General features: G+C 59.4%; 17 protein-coding genes. 5 read left to right on the top strand and 12 right to left on the bottom strand.

All coding sequences use genetic code 11. The annotated features are described in order from the left end of the window. Positions 1–35: 35 nt before the first annotated feature. Positions 36–1,199, bottom strand: a complete 1,164-nt coding sequence (locus tag AACY07_RS12675) for an AAA family ATPase (RefSeq protein ID WP_339475042.1) — start codon at positions 1,197–1,199, stop codon at positions 36–38. Positions 1,200–1,316: 117 nt separating this feature from the next. Between AACY07_RS12675 and AACY07_RS12670 the strand changes: the two genes are divergently transcribed. From AACY07_RS12670 to AACY07_RS12660, 3 genes are read left to right on the top strand one after another with little or no spacing between them, the layout of a single operon-like run. Then, a complete protein-coding gene (locus AACY07_RS12670) occupies positions 1,317–2,408 on the top strand; it encodes an efflux RND transporter periplasmic adaptor subunit (protein WP_339475041.1) in 1,092 nt (363 codons plus the stop codon). Continuing rightward, positions 2,405–3,472 (top strand): efflux RND transporter periplasmic adaptor subunit, encoded by a 1,068-nt coding sequence (locus AACY07_RS12665; RefSeq protein WP_339475040.1) that lies wholly within the window; start codon positions 2,405–2,407, stop codon positions 3,470–3,472. Before AACY07_RS12670 ends, AACY07_RS12665 begins: the two co-directional genes overlap by 4 nt. Next, complete coding sequence (locus AACY07_RS12660; protein WP_133075012.1) at positions 3,469–6,531, top strand: efflux RND transporter permease subunit; 3,063 nt, start codon at positions 3,469–3,471, stop codon at positions 6,529–6,531. The genes AACY07_RS12665 and AACY07_RS12660 overlap by 4 nt, the downstream gene beginning before the upstream one ends. A 113-nt stretch (positions 6,532–6,644) precedes the next feature. Here the strand turns inward: AACY07_RS12660 and AACY07_RS12655 are convergent, their stop codons facing one another. The 7 genes from AACY07_RS12655 to AACY07_RS12625 form a co-directional block, all read right to left on the bottom strand. Then, on the bottom strand, positions 6,645–7,271 hold the full coding sequence (locus AACY07_RS12655) for an ABC-type transport auxiliary lipoprotein family protein (RefSeq protein ID WP_326398839.1): 627 nt from the start codon (positions 7,269–7,271) through the stop codon (positions 6,645–6,647). Next, complete coding sequence (locus AACY07_RS12650; protein ID WP_326398841.1) at positions 7,268–8,206, bottom strand: MlaD family protein; 939 nt, start codon at positions 8,204–8,206, stop codon at positions 7,268–7,270. Before AACY07_RS12650 ends, AACY07_RS12655 begins: the two co-directional genes overlap by 4 nt. A gap of 1 nt (position 8,207) precedes the next feature. After that, positions 8,208–8,999 (bottom strand): ABC transporter ATP-binding protein, encoded by a 792-nt coding sequence (locus tag AACY07_RS12645; protein ID WP_219262038.1) that lies wholly within the window; start codon positions 8,997–8,999, stop codon positions 8,208–8,210. A gap of 8 nt (positions 9,000–9,007) precedes the next feature. Then, positions 9,008–10,138: an ABC transporter permease gene (locus AACY07_RS12640; protein WP_339475036.1), complete on the bottom strand. Its 1,131-nt coding sequence runs from the start codon at positions 10,136–10,138 to the stop codon at positions 9,008–9,010. Positions 10,139–10,217: 79 nt separating this feature from the next. Beyond that, on the bottom strand, positions 10,218–11,258 hold the full coding sequence (locus AACY07_RS12635; protein ID WP_133075007.1) for a DUF5924 family protein: 1,041 nt from the start codon (positions 11,256–11,258) through the stop codon (positions 10,218–10,220). A gap of 175 nt (positions 11,259–11,433) precedes the next feature. Then, positions 11,434–12,099, bottom strand: a complete 666-nt coding sequence (locus tag AACY07_RS12630) for a fumarylacetoacetate hydrolase family protein (protein WP_339475033.1) — start codon at positions 12,097–12,099, stop codon at positions 11,434–11,436. A 133-nt stretch (positions 12,100–12,232) separates the two neighbouring features. Next, a complete protein-coding gene (locus tag AACY07_RS12625; protein WP_019828298.1) occupies positions 12,233–13,627 on the bottom strand; it encodes an FAD-binding oxidoreductase in 1,395 nt (464 codons plus the stop codon). A gap of 206 nt (positions 13,628–13,833) precedes the next feature. On the opposite strand from AACY07_RS12625, the gene serA reads away from it, so the two are divergent. Next, the gene (serA, locus tag AACY07_RS12620; protein ID WP_133075005.1) at positions 13,834–15,063 is read left to right on the top strand and encodes a phosphoglycerate dehydrogenase; all 1,230 of its coding nucleotides are present in this window, start codon (positions 13,834–13,836) and stop codon (positions 15,061–15,063) included. Between the two features lie 58 nt (positions 15,064–15,121). Here the strand turns inward: serA and AACY07_RS12615 are convergent, their stop codons facing one another. Next, positions 15,122–15,559 (bottom strand): DUF4399 domain-containing protein, encoded by a 438-nt coding sequence (locus tag AACY07_RS12615; protein ID WP_037032682.1) that lies wholly within the window; start codon positions 15,557–15,559, stop codon positions 15,122–15,124. Positions 15,560–15,698: 139 nt separating this feature from the next. On the opposite strand from AACY07_RS12615, the gene AACY07_RS12610 reads away from it, so the two are divergent. Next, positions 15,699–16,340 (top strand): transporter substrate-binding domain-containing protein, encoded by a 642-nt coding sequence (locus AACY07_RS12610; protein WP_339475031.1) that lies wholly within the window; start codon positions 15,699–15,701, stop codon positions 16,338–16,340. A gap of 97 nt (positions 16,341–16,437) precedes the next feature. Here the strand turns inward: AACY07_RS12610 and AACY07_RS12605 are convergent, their stop codons facing one another. From AACY07_RS12605 to AACY07_RS12595, 3 genes are read right to left on the bottom strand one after another with little or no spacing between them, the layout of a single operon-like run. Beyond that, the gene (locus AACY07_RS12605) at positions 16,438–17,694 is read right to left on the bottom strand and encodes a c-type cytochrome (RefSeq protein WP_133075002.1); all 1,257 of its coding nucleotides are present in this window, start codon (positions 17,692–17,694) and stop codon (positions 16,438–16,440) included. A 12-nt stretch (positions 17,695–17,706) separates the two neighbouring features. Continuing rightward, a complete protein-coding gene (locus AACY07_RS12600) occupies positions 17,707–19,491 on the bottom strand; it encodes a GMC family oxidoreductase (RefSeq protein WP_133075001.1) in 1,785 nt (594 codons plus the stop codon). A 2-nt stretch (positions 19,492–19,493) separates the two neighbouring features. Next, a complete protein-coding gene (locus AACY07_RS12595; RefSeq protein WP_339475030.1) occupies positions 19,494–20,231 on the bottom strand; it encodes a gluconate 2-dehydrogenase subunit 3 family protein in 738 nt (245 codons plus the stop codon). Positions 20,232–20,420 lie beyond the last annotated feature (189 nt).

Raw genomic sequence — 20,420 nt, 5'->3', positions numbered from 1 at the left:
GAAAACGCCGACGGCTTATAGGGCCGTCGGCGTTTTTATTTGTCTGGCCAATGCCAGGCGGGCTGGTCCAGCAAGCGCTGACCGACCACTTCAGTCTGGCCAAGGTTTTTTTCCAGCACGATGCAATTGCAGTCCGCATCCTGCTGCAACACAGCAATCAACCGTCGGGCATGGGACACGACCCAGATCTGGGTGTGTTGCGAGGCGCGGGTGATCAACCGCGCCAACGCGGGCAGCAGGTCAGGGTGCAGGCTGGTCTCGGGTTCGTTGAGCACCATCATGCTGGGCGGGCGCGGAGTCAGCAAAGCTGCGACCAACAGCAGGTATCGCAAGGTACCGTCCGACAACTCGGCGGCCGATAACGGGCGCAACAGCCCCTCTTGATAAAACTCGATATAAAAATGCCCGCCGGGCACGCACTCGATTTTCAACCGGGCGCCAGGGAATGCATCGCTGATTGCGGCATGCAAGGCTTCGGGGTTGCCGACCTCGATGATGGTTTGCAACGCAGCCGCCAGGTCACGGCCGTCGTGATGCAGCACCGGCGTGCGAGTGCCCAGTTGCGGTTGGCGCGCAGGTGCTTGGGGGTCGGTGCGAAAGTGATCGTAAAAGCGCCAGCCACGGATCGATTCGCGCAGCTGCAACACTTCGGGCGAAGCCTGCAAGCTGCCAACCTGATCAAACAGACTGTCGAACAGCGGCGTGTGCTGTGCCAGCACCTGCCAGTCACGGCCATTACGCGCGCGGACCATCGGGCCTTTACGCTCGACCAATTCACTGGCCGGCCGGTAAAAAGGCCCTGCCCAGATACTCTCGTGCTTGATCTGAGGGTCGAGGTTGAACTGCGTGCGTCCGGGTATCGGCAAGCCCAGGGCGATGGCGTAGCTGAAATCCTCTCCGGAAAATCCAAGGCGCAGGCGCTTGGTTTCCTGACGCACGCTGGCATGTACATCGACTTCGCCCAACTTCATGCGCCGGGAAATCACTTCAGGTCCCGCCCAGAAAGTCGAGCTCAGCCCGCCTTCACGGGCCAATGCATTCACCACGCCACCCTGGGCGGTTTCGGCCAGTAACCGCAGCGCACGGTAAAGGTTGGATTTGCCACTACCATTGGGGCCAGTGATCAGGTTCAGCCTGCCCAAAGGCACCACCAACTGATTGATCGAACGATAGTTGGCCACGGCCAGGGTGGTGAGCATGGTATGACCTCATTTCGTGAAGCTGATAGGCGGCAATAGAGTCCCACAGACGCTGAACACTGTTCTACGCTATCACCCGTATCCGCATGTTAATCGGCATCACGCAAAGGAGCTTGCATGGCAGGTCCACTGAACACGGGCATTTTGGGCTTGAGCCTGTTGGCGTTTCTCACCGCGTGCGGCAAAGAGGGTCCCAAGGAGCCTTTGTCCCCAAGGGTGTATGTGCAGCAGGTAAGCACTCGAGCGTTCGCTGCGCCCATTCAACTCAGCGGTGATATTCAGGCCCGGATCGAAACCCAGCTGTCATTTCGCGTAGGCGGCAAGATTATCGAGCGCAAGGTGGATGTGGGGGACCACATCCAGGCTAATCAGGTGCTCGCCCGCCTCGACCCCAAGGACCTGAAGATCCAGGTCGAAACCGCCCAGGCCAGCGTCAATGCGCAACAGGCACAAGTGGTGCAAACCCGTGCTGCGTTTATTCGCCAGCAAAAGCTGCTGCCAAAAGGCTACACCAGCCAAAGCGAATACGACGCTGCCAACGCCGCCCAGCTCAGCGCCAAAAGTGCCTTGACTGCTGCCCAGGCGCAATTGGCCAACGCCCGTGAACAATTGAGCTACAGCAACCTTGAAGCCGAGGCGCCCGGCATTATTACGGCGCGCCAGGCCGAGGTAGGCCAAGTGGTGCAGGCCACCATGCCGATATTCACCCTGGCTCGCGATGGTGCAAGGGATGCGGTGTTCAACGTGTACGAATCGCTGTTTATCGAGCCGCCCAAGGACCCCACGGTTCAGGTCACGCTCTTGAGTAATCCGGCGATCAAGGTCAACGGCCAGATCCGTGAAATCACCCCCACCGTGGCGGCACAAAGCGGCACGCTGCAAATAAAGGTGCAACTGGATGCACTGCCCAAAGGCATGGACCTGGGTTCGATTGTCAGCGTCAACCTGACCCCGCCCTCCAGCCCCAGCATTGAGTTGCCGTGGTCAGCCCTGACCAAGGACATCAGCGAGCCCGCCGTATGGATCGCCGACGAACAAAACAACGTGCGCCTGCAGCGGGTCAAGGTCGGGCGCTACCTGACCGGCAGCGTCATCGTCAGCGAAGGGCTCAAGGATGGAGAAAAAGTCGTGGTCGCAGGCGGGCAATTGCTACACCCCGGCATGAAGGTTGAAATCGTCCCCACTCCAGCCCAGGGAGTTCAACTATGAGGCGTTTGTGGATGATGCCCTTGGCCGCCGCACTGCTGGCGGGATGCTCTGAAAAACAGCCTCCCGAACCCATTCGGCCCGCACTGTATGTGGTGGCACAGCCAGAGCTGGCGCAAGATCTGGGACGCTTTGCCGGCAATATCGAAGCCCGCTACGAAAGTACCCTGGGCTTTCGTGTGCCGGGGCGCATCGTGCGCCGTTATTACGACGTGGGAACGGTGGTCAAACAGGGCGACATTCTGGCCAACCTCGACCCCACTGATCAGCAAAATCAGTTGCGTTCGGCACAGGGCGACCTGGCCAAGGTACAAGCGCAATTGATCAACGCCAAAGCCAACGCCCGCCGCCAGCAAGAGCTGTTCGACCGTGGTGTGGGCGCCCAGGCCCAACTGGACACGGCACAAGCCGACCTCAAGACCACCCAGGCCTCGGTGCAACAGGCACAGGCGGCGGTGAATCAGGCCCAGGATCAGCTCGGTTACTGCAACCTGCGCGCCGACCATGACGCCGTGATCACGCAATGGCAGGCCGAGGCCGGGCAAGTGGTGAGCATCGGCCAGGAAGTCGTCACCCTGGCGCGCCCTGAAATCAAAGAGGCGGTGATCGACCTGCCGGGACCGCTGGCCGAGGCGTTGCCCAAAGGCATCGAGTTCCGCGTTGCCGGCCAGCTCGACCCGAACATCAACACCAGCGCCCATATCCGCGAAATCGCTCCACAGGCCGACAGTGCAACCCGCACACGACGCACCCGCCTGACCCTGGACTCGACCCCGGCGGCGTTTCGACTTGGCAGCTCGGTCAGCGTGACCGTCAGCAGCCCGACCGCCGAGCACTTTCAACTGCCACTGACTGCCATGCAGGAAACCGACGGCCACACCCGCGTGTGGATCATCGACGCCGCGACCCAGACCGTCAGCCCCCGTGACGTCACGGTTCTGCGGCGCGATGCAAAAAGCGTGTTGTTATCTGGCGGCATCAAAACCGGCGACATGGTGGTCAGTGCAGGCGTGCATAGCCTTACCCCTGGGCAGAAAGTCAGACTCGATAAGGAAAGCTCGCAATGAATGGGAAGTTCAACCTGTCCGAGTGGGCCCTGAAACATCAGTCATTCGTCTGGTATCTGATGTTTGTGGCGGTGGTCGCCGGGATTTTCTCGTACATCAATCTGGGCCGGGCCGAAGACCCGTCCTTTGCCATCAAAACCATGGTGATCCAGACCCGCTGGCCCGGCGCCACGGTCGATGAAACCCGGTTGCAAATCACCGACCGCATCGAGAAAAAGCTCGAGGAGCTGGATTCCCTCGACTACGTGCAAAGCTATACCCGCCCTGGCGAGTCCACGGTGTTTGTGTTCCTCAAGGACACCACCAAGGCCGATGCCATCCCGAATATCTGGTACGAGGTGCGCAAGAAAATCGGCGACATTCGCGGCGACTTCCCCCAGGGCATTCAAGGCCCGGGGTTCGACGATGAGTTCGGTGATGTCTACGGCACCATCTTCGCCTTCACCGGCGACGGCTTCACCATGCGCCAGCTGCGCGATTACGTGGAGCAGGTTCGCACCGGCATTCGCGATGTACCCAATCGCGGCAAGGTGATGACCATTGGCGAGCAGGAAGAAACCTTCTACCTGGATTTTTCGACCCGCAAGCTGGCAGCGCTGGGCCTTGATCAACAGCAAATACTGGAAAGCCTGCAAGCCCAGAACGCCGTTACCCCTGCGGGGGTCATCGAAGCGGGTCCCGAACGCATGTCGGTGCGTACCTCGGGGCAATTCCACAGTGTTGAAGACCTGGCCGCGGTGAACCTGCGGGTCAACGACCGTTTTTACCGCCTGGCCGACATCGCCGACATCACCCGGGGCTACGTTGACCCGGCGGCCCCCATGTTTCATTACAACGGCAAGCCCGCCATTGGTCTGGCAATCGCCATGATTGATGGCGGCAACATTCAGGAGTTCGGCAAGCAACTGCAGGAACGCATCGATGAACTGACCGCAGAGTTGCCGGTGGGAGTGGGCGTACACATGGTGTCCGATCAGGCGCAGGTGGTTGAAGAAGCCGTGAGCGGCTTCACCAGTGCGCTGTTTGAAGCCGTGGTCATCGTGCTGGCGGTGAGTTTCATCAGCCTGGGCCTGCGAGCCGGCCTGGTGGTGGCGATCTCGATCCCGCTGGTACTGGCGCTGGTGTTCGTGTTTATGGAATTCACCGGCATTGCCATGCAGCGGGTGTCGCTGGGTGCGCTGATCATCGCCCTGGGCCTGCTGGTGGATGACGCGATGATCACGGTGGAGATGATGATCACGCGCCTCGAACTGGGGGAAACCAAGGAGCAGGCCGCCACCTTTGCCTATCACTCCACGGCCTTCCCGATGTTGACCGGCACCCTGGTGACGGTGGCAGGTTTCGTTCCCATCGGGCTCAACAACAGCTCGGCGGGGGAATACACCTTCACCCTGTTCGCGGTGATTGCCGTGGCGATGCTGGTGTCGTGGGTGGTGGCGGTACTGTTCGCGCCAGTGCTGGGTGTGCATATCCTGAGTGCCAAGGTTAAACCCAAGTCCGAAGAACCCGGGCGCCTGGCCCGGGCTTTCAACACTGCTCTGCTGTGGTGCATGCGTAATCGCTGGTGGACCATCGGCGCCACGGTGCTGATGTTTGTGCTGTCGGTGTTCGGCATGGGGCTGGTGCAGAACCAGTTTTTCCCGGCCTCCGATCGCCCCGAAATCCTGGTCGACCTGAACCTGCCGCAAAACGCTTCAATTCAGGAAACCCTCAAAGTTACCCAGCGGTTTGAAGAGTCACTCAAGGGCGATCCGGATATCGTGCGCTGGAGCTCGTACATCGGCGAAGGTGCAATCCGTTTCTACCTGCCGCTGGACCAGCAACTGCAAAACCCCTTCTACGCCCAACTGGTCATCGTCAGTACCGGGCTTGATAGCCGCGACGCCTTGATGGAGCGTCTCAACAAGCGTCTGCGCGAAGAGTTCGTGGGGGTCGGCAGCTTCGTCCATACCCTGGAACTGGGGCCTCCGGTGGGGCAACCGTTGCAGTACCGGGTCAGCGGCAAAAACATCGACCTGGTGCGCAAGTATTCGATCGACCTGGCCACCGTGCTCGACGCCAACCCCAACGTCGGCGAAACCATCTTCAACTGGAACGAACCCGGCAAGGTCTTGCGCATCGACATTGCCCAGGACAAGGCCCGCCAGTTCGGACTGTCGTCCGAGGACGTGGCCCATGTGATGAACAGCATCGTCAGCGGTGCCGCCATCAGCCAGGTCAAGGACAACATCTACCTGGTCAACATCGTCGGGCGGGCCAACAGCAGTGAGCGCGGCACCCCTGAAACCCTGCTCAACCTGCAGATCACCACCCCCAGCGGCACTTCGATTCCGCTCCTGGCCTTTGCCACGGTCCGTTACGAGCTGGAGCAACCGTTGATATGGAGCCGGGACCGGATCCCCACCCTGACCCTCAAGGCCTCGGTGCGTGGCTCGATGCAACCGACCGACCTGGTGGCGCAACTCAAGCCTGAGATCGACAAGTTCGCCGAAAGTCTGCCCCAGGGCTACACCTTGCAAACCGGCGGTACGGTAGAACAAAGCGCCAAGGCCCAGGGCCCGATCGCCAAGGTGGTGCCGTTGATGTTGTTCCTGATGGCCACCTTCCTGATGATCCAGCTGCAAAGCGTGAAGAAGATGTTCCTGGTGGTGAGTGTGGCGCCGCTGGGGCTGATCGGGGTGGTGCTGGCGCTGGTGCCCACCGGGACGCCGATGGGCTTTGTGGCGATTCTGGGGATTTTGGCGCTGGTGGGCATCATCGTGCGCAACTCGGTGATTCTGGTGACCCAGATCGACCAGTACGAGCGCGACGGCTATGACCCGTGGCATGCCGTGATGCAAGCCACCCAGCACCGTCGCCGACCGATCCTGCTGACGGCGGCGGCGGCCAGCCTGGGGATGATCCCGATTGCCCGCGACGTGTTCTGGGGACCAATGGCTTACGCCATGATTGGCGGCATCCTGTCGGCCACCTTACTCACGCTGCTGTTTTTGCCAGCGCTATATGTGGCCTCGTACAAGATCAAGGAGAACAAAGAGCCGCCGCCAGCCCATGTTTGATGACCCCTGTGGGAGCGGGCTTGCCCGCGATTGAGACGGCGCGGTTTACCCGGTAAACCGCGTCATTCCTATCGCGAGCAAGCCCGCTCCCACAAGATCTGAAGCAAGGGCAATCAGCGCTGCGCTTGCCCTTGTTGCATGACCCACTGCACCACTTGCGGCATCAGCACATCACTGGCCTGGCCAAACCCTGCAACCACGCCCGGCACCAATGGATTGCTCAGGGGCTGACGTGCTTCGAACCGTTTGGAGGCAATCACACGCTGATCGCTGCTGCGAACCAGACGGGCGTTGTACTGGATCAGCACTTCAGGGCTTTTGCCGTTGTAGTGCGTCTGGAACGCCAGCAACTCTCCACCCAACTCGTAATCGGCCTGCAAGTTACTGTCGTCAGTGCTCAGGCCCTGAATTCGGCCATCCTGCAAGAAAGCATCAAGCAGACGATTGCGCATCAACACGGGCGCGGTGTCAGTCCAGCGTGCGCCCTTGTAGTTGCTGATCAGGTTGCCCTCGGGCACCACGGCGATGTTCTGGTTGTTCAGGGCGCCACTGGCCATCGGCTTGTCGAGGCGCAACGACCACTTCACCGGCGCGCTGTGACTCGCAGCCATGGGCGCTTGCGCAGCCGGCAGCCGGTACACGTCGACCATCTCGGGCTTGGGCAGTATCGAACAGGCGCTGAGCACACTCAGGCTTGTCGCAAGCACGATGGAGCCTGCCAGGCGATAGGTACGCTTCATGGAGTGAATTCCTTGTTCTGTTCGCGGCCCAGCAAGTAACCGCTTGGATTGGCTTCCAGGCGCCGCGAGATCGAGCGCAGTGTGCCGAGGGTTTCGCGCAGCTCGTTGACCGCAGGGCCCAGTTGATTCAGACCCTGCAGGCCGCTATTGAGCGAGTCCTCATTGTTGTCGATCAGCGTGTTGATGGTCGCACTGCTCTGTTCCAGCGACTTCATGGCGCGCTCTGCGCTGCTGAACATCTGCTTGCCATCGGTGCTCAGCAGGCCGTTGGCATTGCGCATCAGCGCGGTGGTCTGCTCAAGGGTGGCGCTGGCCTGCTTGCCAACCTGGGCCAGCTGTTTCAGCGTCTGGCTGATGTCGCCACGCTGACCGGCAATGGCCGTGGTGGTTTGCTCAAGGTTGTCCAGGGTCTTGCTGACGCGGCTGACGTTCTCTTCCGAGAACAGGCTGTTGGCGTTATGCAGCAGCATGTTGACGTTGGCCATCAGGTCGGAGCCGTCGGTTAGCAGGCGGGCAATCGGAGACGGAGAGGCCACGATTTCCGGCAGCTTGCCGTCCTTGCCCTTGAGGTCCGGGCTGTTCGGGTCGCCGCCACTGAGCTGGATGATCGAGGTGCCCGTCACGCCGGTCAGGGCCAGCTTGGCCTTGGTGTCGACCTTGACCGGGGTGCTGGCGGCCAGGCGGATGCGGGCCAGCACGCGGCGCGGATCCTTGTCGTCCAGTCGCAACTCAATGACGTCACCCACCTTGATGCCGTTGTATTGCACCGAACTGCCTTTGGACAGGCCGCTGACGGCTTCGTTGAACACCACTTCGTAGTCCTTGAACGTGCTGTCCATGCTCGCCTTGGCCAGCCACAGACCGAACAGCATGCCCCCGACGACGACCAGGACGCTGAACAAGCCGATCAATACATGATGGGCACGGGTTTCCATGTCATTGCTCCTTAAGCTGGGTTGCCGCTTCGTATGCGGCGCGGCCACGGGGGCCATGGAAATATTCGTGAATCCACGGGTCGTCGAAGTCTTCGACCTCGCGGATGGGTGCCGCCACCAGCACCCGTTTTTGCGACAGCACAGCCACCCGGTCCGTGATGGTGTACAGCGTGTCCAGGTCATGGGTGACCAGAAACACGCTCAGGCCCAGCGCATCGCGCAGGGTCAGAATCAGTTGGTCAAACGCCGCCGCGCCTATCGGGTCAAGCCCGGCGGTGGGCTCATCAAGAAACAGGATGTCCGGGTCCAGTGCCAGTGCCCGTGCCAGCGCGGCGCGCTTGACCATCCCCCCCGACAACGAAGAGGGGTATTTATCGGCCGCCGACAACGGCAACCCGGCCAGCGCCAGCTTGACGCACGCCAGGTGCTCGGCGTCAGGGCGGCTCAGGCCCGCGTGTTCAATCAGGGGCAGGGCAATGTTTTCCGTCACGGTCAGCGACGAAAACAACGCGCCACGCTGGAACAACACGCCAAAGCGACGTTCGATCAACGAGCGCTCGGCCTCTTGCAGGCTCATCAAGTCCTGGCCAAACACCCGCACCTGGCCTTCAGTGGGTCGACGCAGGCCGACAATGCTGCGCAGCAGTACCGATTTACCGGTACCGGAGCCGCCAACCACTCCCAGGATTTCGCCTTTGTACACATCAAGGTCGAGGTGTTCGTGCACGCTCTGGCTGCCAAAGCGGTTGCACAGATCACGCACCTCGATCACCGCCTCGCCGGGCTTGCGCAGGGAAGTACTCACCAGCCCATCTCCATGAAGAACAACGCGGCCACGGCGTCGAGGACGATCACGATAAAGATCGATTGCACCACGCTGGACGTGGTGTGGGCACCGACCGATTCGGCGCTGCCGCTGACTTTAAAACCTTCAAGGCAGCCCACCGCAGCGATCAGAAAGGCAAAAAACGGTGCCTTGACTATCCCTACCAGAAAGTTCTTAACGCCGATGTCAGAGTGCAACATCGAAATAAACATGTCGGGAGAAATACCCAGCGAGATCACGCACACCACGGCGCCGCCGATGATGCCCGACATCATGGCCAGGAAGGTCAGCAGCGGCAGGGCGATCAACAGGGCCAGCACCCGTGGCAGCACCAGCAAGTCCATCGGATCGAGACCCAGGGTGCGGATCGCGTCGATTTCTTCGTTGGCTTTCATTGAGCCGATTTGCGCCGTAAAGGCACTGGCGGTACGGCCCGCCAGCAGGATGGCGGTCAGCAGCACGCCGAACTCACGCAGGAAGGAAAACGCCACCAGATCGACGGTGAAGATCCCCGCACCAAAGCTGGCCAGCACCGTGGCCCCCAGAAATGCCACCACGGCGCCCACCATAAAGGTCAGCAGCATCACAATCGGGGCAGCGTTGAGGCCGATCTGCTCGATGTGTGCCACTACCGGCGTGATGCGCCATTGCTTGGGCCTGAACAGGTTACGCGCCAGGGTTTGCAGGATCAGGCCGATAAAGCCGAGCAATTGCAGGGTGTCTTGCCACAGCTTGTAGACCGCGCTGCCGATGCGGCTGAGCAACAGGATCGCGACGTTCTGCGGGGCGGCTTTGACCGGCACACAAAAGTCGCGCATCGAGGAATAGACCGTCTGCAACAAGGCGCGGTCTGCGGCCGGGAGTTTTTGTGCCGTGTCGGTCAACTGGCCGACCCGCTCGGCACCCAGCAGCTCCACCAGCAGTGACGCACCTGCCGTATCGATACTGGTCACGTCATCCAGGTTGATAGCGGTCTGGGCGTCGTACTTGCCCATCAGTTGCTCGGTCTGTTGCTTGAGGCGGGTGTAATGGGCAAGCGTCCAGTCGCCGCTGATCAACAGCCGCGCCGGGTTACTGGAAGTGTCTAGTTGGGCATTGCCCGCCATGGCCGTAATAGTCTTAAGCTCCCAGCTAAGTACGTTTGAACACAGACCTTATGTAATAGCACAATCCTGCAAAAGTGTTTCAGTTTGCCTGAACAGGCGCAGGCGCGGATTGATCTGGGTTAACCCGAAAGCGCAAAACACCGATCAATTGCCCATCTTCAGTCAATACCCGAACTTGCCAGCGACCCACCGGGTTGGGCGGGAAATTCTGCTTGTGGGTCCAGGCGCGGTAACCCTCTTTGCGCCCGCCCTGAATATTGAGCGCGATACGGTCGACCTCCTGGCCGTTGAGTTGCCATACGTGGTAAATCCGCTCGTTCAAACCCCGCGGCGCGTTGACCGAGGTGTAAGCGTACAGACCACGGCCACGCAACTCGCTGACGCTGATTTCTTTAATGCTCTCGCCCGGCGTGCGGTCTTGCAGTTGCGTGGTGACCGCCACTTCGGTCATCCACAGCGTGGCAGGCGGCACCCAGGAGCGCAGCAGCCAGCCGGTGCCGCCCAAGGCCAGGACAATCAGTGGCAGCACCAGCCAGCCGCGCCAGGTCTTGAGCGGCAGGCTCACGGCCAGGCTGGGGATTGAAAGCAACACAGCAGTGCCCAGCGCCAGCTTGTAGCTCTCGGAGGTGGTGAGGTTGAGGATGATCGGCAGCGCCGTCAGCATCGCCGCGAACAGGGCGAGGGTGTGCATCGCCAAAAACAGCCAGCGCCGGGGGGCCAGCCATTTGTAATACAGCGGGTCAGTGATGGTGATCAGGGCACACACACCCAAAAGCCCGGTAAAGACAAGCTGCCCGCTGTTCCAGGTGGTGGTGATAAAGAAAAACGGCAACACGAAAAACAGACTTTCCTGATGGATCATCTGGGTCGCATAACGTAGCAGCGGCGGGGGTATTTCGCGTTTGAATACCCGGCTGAACAGCTGGGTAAAACTGTTTTCCAGCATCAACCAGACCCAGCTCACCAGCAGGATCACGGCGATCCAGCGGGCCATGCCCTGTTGACGGTCCACCAGGATAAAACTGCCCACGCCCGAGCAAAAACCGAACGCCGCAATGAGCCCCGGATAGCGCTTCATCAACTCAAGGACGCGCTGTATGAGGAGGTTCCAGTTAGGCATTCGGCAGTTCACATTCTGTATAGGAAATATCCTCGACAGAATAGCGTTTTAGGCGCTCCGCGTCCGGGACTTCATGACACTGTGGGAACGGGCTTGCTCGCGATTGAGTCGCTGCGGTCTGTCAGGCAAACCGTGCTGAGACCATCGCGAGCAAGCCCGCTCCTACAACTCACGCTTAACGCACGCTGCTTTCGAAGCGGCTGGCGCCGGTCAGTTCCAGTACCAGCTCGTCGCCCACATTCAGCGGACCAACGCCTACTGGAGTGCCGGTCATGATGACGTCACCGGCTTGCAGCGAGAAGCACGCAGCCATGTGCTGGATCATCGGCACAATCGGGTTGAGCATCAGGGCGCTGTTGCCATCCTGGCGCACTTCACCATTGATGGTCAGGCGAATGCCGATATCGGCCAGATCAGGAAAGGTGCTGCTCTGTACGAACGGAGCCAGTACACAGGCGCCGTCGAACGACTTGGCGATTTCCCAGGGCAAACCCTTGCCCTTGAGCTCGGTCTGCTTGTCGCGCAGGGTCAAGTCCAGGCCGGGGGCAAAACCGGAGATGGCGTCCAGCACTTCTTCAGCACTTGGGTTATTCGACAGAGGCTTGCCGATCAGCACTGAAATTTCTGCTTCGTAGTGCACTGAACCGCGTTCGGTTGGAATCGCGAAACCACCGTCCAGCGGTACGACACAACTGCCCGGCTTGATGAAAAGCAGGGGTTCAGACGGGATCGGGTTGTCCAGTTCCTTGGCGTGTTCGGCATAGTTGCGGCCGATGCACACCACTTTACCGATAGGAAAGTGAATCCGGGTACCGTCGACATACTGGTGCTGATAGCTCATTGACCGACTCCGCTGATGGATGCTGATTGTGTGTAGTCGCTGCCGCAGGCTGCGAAAGGAATCGCAAGGGCTTCAGGAAAACGGATTGCTCCGCAATCCTTCGCAGCCTGCGGCAGCGACTACACGCTAGGGTTTAAACCGCAAAAATCTTGCCGGGGTTCATGATGCCCTTCGGGTCGAACACGGCCTTGAGGGCTTTCATGTATTCGATCTCGACCGGCGAGCGGCTGTAGGTCAGGTAGTCACGCTTGGTCATGCCCACGCCGTGCTCGGCAGAGATCGAACCGTTGTACTTCTCAACGGTTTCAAACACCCACTTGTTCACCGTCGCGCACTTGGCGAAGAACTCGTCCTTGCTCAGGTTTTCAGGCTTGAGGATGTTCAAGTGCAGGTTGCCGTCACCGATGTGACCGAACCACACAATTTCGAAATCCGGGTAGTGTTCGCCGACGATCGCGTCAATTTCTTTCAAGAATGCCGGGACTTTCGACACAGTGACCGAAATGTCGTTTTTGTAGGGCGTCCAGTGGGAGATCGTCTCGGAGATGTACTCGCGCAGTTTCCACAGGTTCTGCAGTTGGGTTTCGCTCTGGCTCATCACACCATCAAGCACCCAGCCTTCTTCCATGCAATGTTCGAAGGTTTCCAGCGCAGCATTGGCCACTTCTTCGGTGGTCGCTTCGAATTCCAGCAGCGCGTAGAACGGGCAGTCGGTCTCGAACGGCGAAGGCACGTCGCCACGGTCCATGACTTTGGTCAGCGCCTTGTCGGAGAAGAACTCAAAAGCCGTCAGATCCAGCTTGCTCTGGAAGGCATGCAACACCGGCATGATGGAGTCGAAATCGGCTGTGCCCAACACCATCGCTGTCAGGTTTTTCGGTGCGCGATCCAGGCGCATGGTGGCTTCCACCACAAAGCCCAGGGTGCCTTCAGCGCCGATGAACAGCTGGCGCATGTCGTAGCCGGTGGCGTTTTTGATCAGGTCCTTGTTCAGCTCCAGCACGTCGCCCTTGCCGGTCACGACTTTCATGCCCGCAACCCAGTTACGGGTCATGCCGTAGCGAATAACCTTGATCCCGCCAGCATTGGTGCCGATGTTGCCGCCAATCTGGCTGGAACCTGCCGAAGCAAAATCCACCGGGTAGTACAGGCCGTTTTCTTCGGCCAGGTTTTGCAGGTGCTCGGTGACCACACCCGGCTGGCAGACCACGGTGCGGTCGGTCAGGTTGATGTCCAGCACTTGATTCATGTAGTCGAACGACACAACCACTTCGCCATTGGCGGCCACGGCGGCGGCGGACAAACCGGTACGGCCACCCGATGGCACCAGCGCCACGTCATGGGCGTTGGCCCACAGCACGATGGCCTGCACTTGTTCAGTGGTTTTCGGGAACACAATGGCCAGCGGGGCCGGGGCGAAATGCTTGGTCCAGTCCTTGCCGTAAGCATTAAGGGAGTCGGCATCGGTCAGGACCTTGCCAGGCTCTACCAGGGTCTTCAGCTCATCAATCAAGGCAGGATGGGTCATCAACAGAACTCTCGAACAATTCATGGTCATCCTGAGAACGCTTCACGTCGCAGGAATGGGTGTTTAGCGGGGCGCTTATGCTAGCATACGACCCCCCCGCAGAATCGAGCCGTAGGACGATTCTCGGTGCCGGTCTTCACGCCGGCCAGGTCAGCTCTCGCTGTCCATTCCCTGCCATTTTTTCTCTGGGACACAGGTTTACGCAGATGAGCAAGACTTCTCTCGATAAGAGCAAGATCAAGTTCCTTCTTTTGGAAGGCGTCCACCAATCCGCTGTTGAAGTGCTCAAATCTGCCGGGTACACCAGCATTGAGTACATCACCAGTTCCTTGCCTGAAGCCCAGCTGAAGGAAAAGATCGCTGATGCCCACTTTATCGGCATCCGTTCTCGTACCCAGCTGACCGAAGAAGTGTTCGACTGCGCCAAGAAATTGGTCGCTGTTGGTTGTTTCTGCATCGGCACCAACCAGGTCGACCTCAACGCTGCTCGCGAACGCGGTATCGCTGTTTTCAACGCCCCGTACTCCAACACCCGTTCGGTGGCTGAGTTGGTGCTGGCTGAAGCGATCCTGTTGTTGCGTGGCATCCCTGAGAAAAACGCTTCCTGCCACCGTGGTGGCTGGATCAAAAGCGCGGCCAACTCCTTCGAAATCCGTGGCAAGAAGCTGGGCATCGTCGGTTACGGCTCTATCGGCACTCAGCTGTCGGTACTGGCTGAAGGCCTGGGCATGCAAGTGTTCTTCTACGACACCGTGACCAAGCTGCCATTGGGCAACGCAACCCAGGTCGGCAATCTGCACGAACTGCTGGGCATGTCCGACATCGTCACCCTGCACGTTCCTGAAACCGCTGCCACCCAGTGGATGATCGGTGAGAAAGAAATCCGCGCCATCAAAAAGGGCGGGATTCTGATCAACGCCGCACGTGGCACCGTGGTTGAGCTGGACGCCCTGGCTGACGCGATCAAGGACAAGCACCTGATCGGCGCCGCCATCGACGTGTTCCCGGTTGAGCCGCGCTCCAACGACGACGTGTTCGAAAGCCCGCTGCGCGGCCTGGACAACGTGATCCTGACCCCGCACATCGGCGGTTCCACCGCTGAAGCGCAAGCCAACATCGGTCTGGAAGTGGCAGAAAAACTGGTCAAGTACAGCGACAACGGTACCTCGGTATCGTCCGTGAACTTCCCTGAAGTGGCCCTGCCGGCTCACCCTGGCAAGCACCGTCTGCTGCACATCCACGAGAACATCCCGGGTGTGATGAGCGAGATCAACAAGATCTTCGCCGAAAACGGGATCAACATCTCCGGTCAGTTCCTGCAAACCAACGAAAAAGTTGGCTATGTAGTGATCGACGTGGATGCCGAGTCTTCGGACCTGGCGCAAGAGAAGTTGCAGACCGTCAACGGCACGATCCGTTGCCGCGTTTTGTTCTAAACGCGCGCTACTAAAAAGGGAGACCCTCGGGTCTCCCTTTTTTGTGGGTCGAAAATACTTATTTCACATCAACCGTGATTTTCTTCGACACGATGCTTGGCTTGAACGGCACGTGTACCTGGTTGCCCAGCACCAGTTGCAGGGTGTGCTTGCCGGGTGGCAGGGTTACCTGGGTTTCGGTCTGGGCCTTGCCGAAGTGGATATGGTTGGCATCGGCCGGGATCGGTGCGTTCTCGGCTGGCAACTGGTCGACGTCAATCAGCAGGTGGTGGTGGCCAGCATGGGGAGTGGCTTCGGTGATAGGCGCCAGAGGCATGCCTTCGATACCGAATTTAACGGTGAACGTTTGATCAACGGTGGCACCGTCTTTAGGTTCGACGATGAAAACCTTGGCGCCTTTTGGAGCCGGTTCCGATTCCAGGCCAGCCGCAGTCGCCATGACCGAAGCGCCCATCAACACAGAAGCCAACGCAACACGAGACAGTAGAGCTTTCATTTTTTTCTCCGGTTTTTTGCAAAATTCTTCGACGCCGGACAACTTTGAGCCAATCTGTTGTCCAACGCCGCAACTGACCAACATAAAGCAAAGCGGACGCCAATTGCGAATCGCTTGCAACAAATTCCAAGGAGTGTCCATGCGTTTCCTGCCAGGCCTGATGCTTTTACTGCCATTGGCGAGCCCTTTTGCTCAAGCCGAACTGATCGACGACGTGAACGACCGGGGCGAACTGCGCATCGCCCTTGAGGCCGATATGCCCCCGTTCAGCTTCAAGCAAGACGGGCGCCTGACCGGCTTTGACGTGGAATTGGGCGAACTGCTGGCTCAGGAACTGGACGTGCATCCCTCCATTCTTGTGACGGACAGCAATGACCTGTTGCCGGGCGTTGAGAGCGGCAAATACGACGTTGCCATCAACCACATCGCTTTGACTCCCGAACTTCAGGATCGTTTCGACTTCAGCGAGCCTTACAGCCACCTGCAAGCGCAGACGATAGCCCGGCAGGAACCGCCGCGCTCACCCAACAGCCTTGCCATGTTGCAGGGCCAGACATTAGGCGTAGTTCAGGGCAACGCGTTTGTCGACCGCGGGCCATTGGTAACCGTGGCGCAGAAAGCGCCGGTCACGGATGAGGAAGTTGCCCTGGCCATTCCCTTCCAGAAAGGCAACCCGGCGTTCCAGGCCAGCCTGGACAAGGCACTGCAGCGGATCAAGGCCGATGGCCGGCTGGAGGCCTTGTCGCAGAAATGGTTCGGGATGGGTGCAAAACAACCCTGAATACCCACTGTGGGAGCGGGCTTGCTCGCGATGGGATCGAATCGGTAATTCAGGCATACCGAGTCAACTGCATCGCGAGCAAGCCCGCTCCCGATACTCAGGGTGTGCGAATCGCCTTCACATCCCCGGCCTTCACTTCACCCGCCTTGTTACCCCAACTGGTGCGGATGAAATTGACCACATCGGCCACTTCCTGATCCGACAAACGCCAGTCGAAAGCAGGCATGGTGAAGGTCGACGGCGCCGTATGCGTCGCAGGCAACGTCCCACCTTTAAGCACGATATGAATCAGCGACGTCGGGTCCGCCGACTGCAACACCGGGTTACCCGCCAGGGCAGGGAACACTCGGGTGTAGCCATGACCGTCAGTACGATGGCAGGCCGCGCAGTTATCGATATACACCGCCGCGCCGCGCTTGCTGTCGTCACCGTTCCACAGGGCATCCGCTACCGCCGGATCGTACTGATGGGGCACGTCAGCCGGATCAACCGCAGGCAACGACTTCAAGTATCGAGCGATAGCGGTCAGATCATCCTCGGACATGTACTGCATGCTGTGCACGATCACATCACTCATGCCACCAAATACAGCACTGCGATCACTGCGCCCGGTCTTGAGGAACTGCACCAGTTGCGCCTCGCTCCAACTGCCCAGACCGTCCTTGTGATCACCGCGCAGGTTCTTCGCGATCCAGCCTTCCAGTGGTGCGCTGCCTGACAGAAACGCCGGGCTGTCGCTGGCACTCAGGGCTTTTTCCTGCATGGTCAGTGCCCGTGGCGTGTGGCACGCACCGCAGTGCCCAAGGCCTTCCACCAGATACGCGCCGCGACTGGTCACCGCGTCTTGCCCGGTTTGCGGCTTGAAGTCTTCAACCTGCGGAGCAAACAGCCAGCGCCATATCGCCAACGGCCAGCGCATGCTCAGCGGCCACGGAATATCGGCCTCCTGGTTCACTTGCTCGACAGGTTTCACGCCCTTCATAAAGTAGGCATACAACGCCTGCATATCGGCCTCGTTGACCCGCGCATAGGACGGATACGGCATGGCCGGATACAAGGTGCTGCCATTTTGCGCGACGCCGTGGCGCACGGCTTTGTCGAAATCTTCAAAGCTGTAGCTGCCAATGCCGCTTTTGCCCGGCGTGATGTTGGTCGAATAAATCGTACCGATCGGGGTTTCCATCGCCAGGCCACCGGCGAACGGCTTGCCGTCCTTGGCGGTGTGGCAGGCCACACAGTCACCGGCGCGAGCCAGGTATTCACCTTGCTTGACCAACGCTTGCGGGTCACTGTCTGCAGCCACCGCCGAGAGGCTGGCGAAGAGTGTCAGGGTCGCGATAACAAATGCTTTCATGGTCATCGCTCCTTATGCCTGAACCAGTGGGCCGGGGTTTTTCAGGTACTGCTCGCGGATCGCCCGAGCCGACCAATAGGTCAACGCAGCAACCAGACCTGTCGGGTTGTATCCCAAGCCTTGCGGGAAGGCAGACGCACCCGGCACAAACACGTTGTGCACGTCCCAGCTCTGCAGGTAACGGTTCAGTGCACTGGTTTTCGGATTCGTGCCCATGATCGCGCCACCGTTAAGGTGAGTGGTCTGGTAAGAGGCCGTATTGAAGTGATCACCGACTTGCTTGCCGATCCGGGCTATGGCTTTCGGGTTCATCGCTTCGGCGATCTTGCCCATTTTCCCCATCATGAAACGGTTCATTTTGATGTCGTTTTCTTGCCAGTCGAACGTCATACGCAGCAGCGGCTGGCCGAAGGAATCGCGATACACCGGGTCCAGATCGAGGTAGTTGCTACGGTAGGACTGATGCGCACCGTGGGCGTCCATCGACACTTGGTGGGTGTAGTAATCGGCGGTTGCACGCTTCCAGGCACTGCCCCAGGCCGGGGTGCCCGGCGGGTTTGAAGTCCCGGCAATCGGGCGGCTGCCCGCCTGGTTGACCCACATCGGCGAACCGCCGACAAAGCCGTGCGGCCCGTGGTCGAAGTTATCCGCATTGAAATCATCGATTGCCACGCCATTGCCGCCAGCGCCGATGAAGTTGTTGGTGTGTACGTCTTTGTCGAAGTACGCCTTGATGGTGGCCATGTTCTGGTAGGCGAAGTTTTTGCCCACCACACCTTCACCGGTTTTCGGGTCATAGGGTTTGCCAATCCCCGACAACAGCATCAAACGCACGTTATGCAGCTGGAATGCACCCAGGATCACCAGATCGGCCGGTTGTTCGATCTCACGGCCCAGTGCATCGATGTAGGTCACACCGGTGGCTTTGCTCTTGGTGCTGTCCAGATTGACCCGGATGACATGGGCGTCAGGGCGCAGCTCAAAATTCGGCAGCGGCTTGAGCGCTGGCAGAATATTTACGTTGGGCGATGCCTTGGAATACATGTAGCAGACATAGCCACTGCAAAAGCCGCAGAAGTTGCACGGGCCCATCTGCGCGCCATAAGGGTTGGTATAAGGCCCCGAGGTGTTGGCCGACGGCAGGTTGTAAGGCTTGTAGCCCACTTCATTGGCCGCTTTCTGAAACAGCTGTGCCGAGTAGGTGTTCTTCTGCGACACCAGCGGGAAGTGATCGGAGCGATCCGCTGCATAAGGGTTGCCACCCTTGCCTTCACCGACCAATTGGCCGTTTACGGTCCAGGCCTGGCCCGAAGTACCGAAGACTTTTTCGGCGTAGTCGAAAAACGGCTCCAGCTCTTCATAGCTGACGCCGAAGTCCTGGATGGTCATGTCCTTGGGGATAAAGTTTTTACCGTAGCGCTCTTCGTAATGACTGCGCATGCGCAGCTCCATCGGGTCGACCCGAAAGTGCACGCCCGACCAGTGCAAACCCGCGCCGCCCACACCGTTGCCAGGCAAAAACGCGCCCAGCTGGCGGTTAGGCAAGGCCACGTCATTGACGCTATGGCGGATGGTGACGGTTTCTTTGGAGACGTCCTGAAAGAGCTTTTTACGCACGCTGTAGGTGAGCTCATCAATCACCTGTGGATAGTTACCATCCGGGTAGGTGTCCTGCATTGGGCCGCGCTCAAGGGCCACAACATTCAGGCCAGCTTCGGTCAGCTCTTTGGCCATGATCGCGCCGGTCCAACCGAAACCGACGATAACTGCATCAACTTTTTTCATAACGGTCGACATGCTCAAGCCCTCTCGCCGCGAATGGAAACTGCCGGGAAGGGGTACTGCTCGTTGCGTTCGACCCAGTCCATGAAATCAGCGCGCGCGCCGGGGAAGCCGATCATGGTCCAGCCGACCATGCCTTTGTTGCCACCGTGAATAGGGTCGCAAAAGAAGCCTTCCTTGGTGTTTTGCAGCAAAAAGCTGAAAAACATCTTGGCCGGAACGCTATCGAATTTAGGCGTACCGGCCTCCAGTTGTTTGAGCACTTCGTCTCGGGTAGCGCTGTCTAGCCCAGCAAATGTTGAGTTATAGGCTTTTTTGCAGAGCTCCTCCGTGGCAGCGATGCCCAGGCGATAGATCTGTTTAGGCACCAGTTTGCTCTGCCAGCCCATCTCGGGTGGTGCGTCGGCTTTGAACGGGCCTTGCATGAACCACAGCGCACCGCTGGCATAAGGCGTGTTCATCTGGCGGTCGATATATTCCGGTACACCGGCTTCCAAAGCGCCGGGGCCTTGCTCGTCTGCAGGGATCAGGCGTGCGACCGCGGCGTTTACGAACGCCCACTCCTCAGCCGTGAAGTACGTCGGCTCATACGCTTTGCCAGGGCTCGAAGGGCGCTGTGCAGGTTCAGGCGCGGCGACCGCAGGCGTGGCCATCATCACCGTGCTACCCAGACCGGTGCTGGCGACAGTGACCACTGGAATCAGGGTCAGGGTTTTGCGCAAAAACTCACGCCGGGGGTTGTCTTGTTCAGACATGCGGGGGCACCTCATCAGGCAGTCACGGATTACAGCCGCTCATGGGCAGCTTTTCGTTTTGGCAGCGATACGGGTCGATGTTGACCGAAGGAAAACAACACGCTTGCAAACTTTGGTTACAAATACTAACAGGCCGGGCGCCCAGGTGAATCGTTTCATGCGTAATTTTGCCGCACCTGCCTTTGGCGC

Source organism: Pseudomonas sp. RL_5y_Pfl2_69 (genome assembly GCF_963970465.1).
Taxonomy (GTDB): Bacteria; Pseudomonadota; Gammaproteobacteria; order Pseudomonadales; family Pseudomonadaceae; genus Aquipseudomonas.
The sequence above is the reverse complement of the archived record's forward strand: the minus strand, read 5'-3'. Positions and strand labels throughout refer to the sequence as shown.

Bases quoted from the DNA above. Each gene is read 5' to 3' on its own strand.
- AACY07_RS12595 (WP_339475030.1), bottom strand. From the start codon at position 20,231: ATGTCTGAACAAGACAACCCCCGGCGTGAGTTTTTGCGCAAAACCCTG.
- AACY07_RS12665 (WP_339475040.1), top strand. From the start codon at position 2,405: ATGAGGCGTTTGTGGATGATGCCCTTGGCCGCCGCACTGCTGGCGGGA.
- AACY07_RS12660 (WP_133075012.1), top strand. From the start codon at position 3,469: ATGAATGGGAAGTTCAACCTGTCCGAGTGGGCCCTGAAACATCAGTCA.
- AACY07_RS12605 (WP_133075002.1), bottom strand. From the start codon at position 17,694: ATGAAAGCATTTGTTATCGCGACCCTGACACTCTTCGCCAGCCTCTCG.
- AACY07_RS12650 (WP_326398841.1), bottom strand. From the start codon at position 8,206: ATGGAAACCCGTGCCCATCATGTATTGATCGGCTTGTTCAGCGTCCTG.
- AACY07_RS12610 (WP_339475031.1), top strand. From the start codon at position 15,699: ATGCGTTTCCTGCCAGGCCTGATGCTTTTACTGCCATTGGCGAGCCCT.
- AACY07_RS12670 (WP_339475041.1), top strand. From the start codon at position 1,317: ATGGCAGGTCCACTGAACACGGGCATTTTGGGCTTGAGCCTGTTGGCG.
- AACY07_RS12635 (WP_133075007.1), bottom strand. From the start codon at position 11,258: ATGCCTAACTGGAACCTCCTCATACAGCGCGTCCTTGAGTTGATGAAG.
- AACY07_RS12625 (WP_019828298.1), bottom strand. From the start codon at position 13,627: ATGACCCATCCTGCCTTGATTGATGAGCTGAAGACCCTGGTAGAGCCT.
- AACY07_RS12655 (WP_326398839.1), bottom strand. From the start codon at position 7,271: ATGAAGCGTACCTATCGCCTGGCAGGCTCCATCGTGCTTGCGACAAGC.
- AACY07_RS12600 (WP_133075001.1), bottom strand. From the start codon at position 19,491: ATGTCGACCGTTATGAAAAAAGTTGATGCAGTTATCGTCGGTTTCGGT.
- AACY07_RS12615 (WP_037032682.1), bottom strand. From the start codon at position 15,559: ATGAAAGCTCTACTGTCTCGTGTTGCGTTGGCTTCTGTGTTGATGGGC.
- serA (WP_133075005.1), top strand. From the start codon at position 13,834: ATGAGCAAGACTTCTCTCGATAAGAGCAAGATCAAGTTCCTTCTTTTG.
- AACY07_RS12630 (WP_339475033.1), bottom strand. From the start codon at position 12,099: ATGAGCTATCAGCACCAGTATGTCGACGGTACCCGGATTCACTTTCCT.
- AACY07_RS12675 (WP_339475042.1), bottom strand. From the start codon at position 1,199: ATGCTCACCACCCTGGCCGTGGCCAACTATCGTTCGATCAATCAGTTG.
- AACY07_RS12640 (WP_339475036.1), bottom strand. From the start codon at position 10,138: ATGGCGGGCAATGCCCAACTAGACACTTCCAGTAACCCGGCGCGGCTG.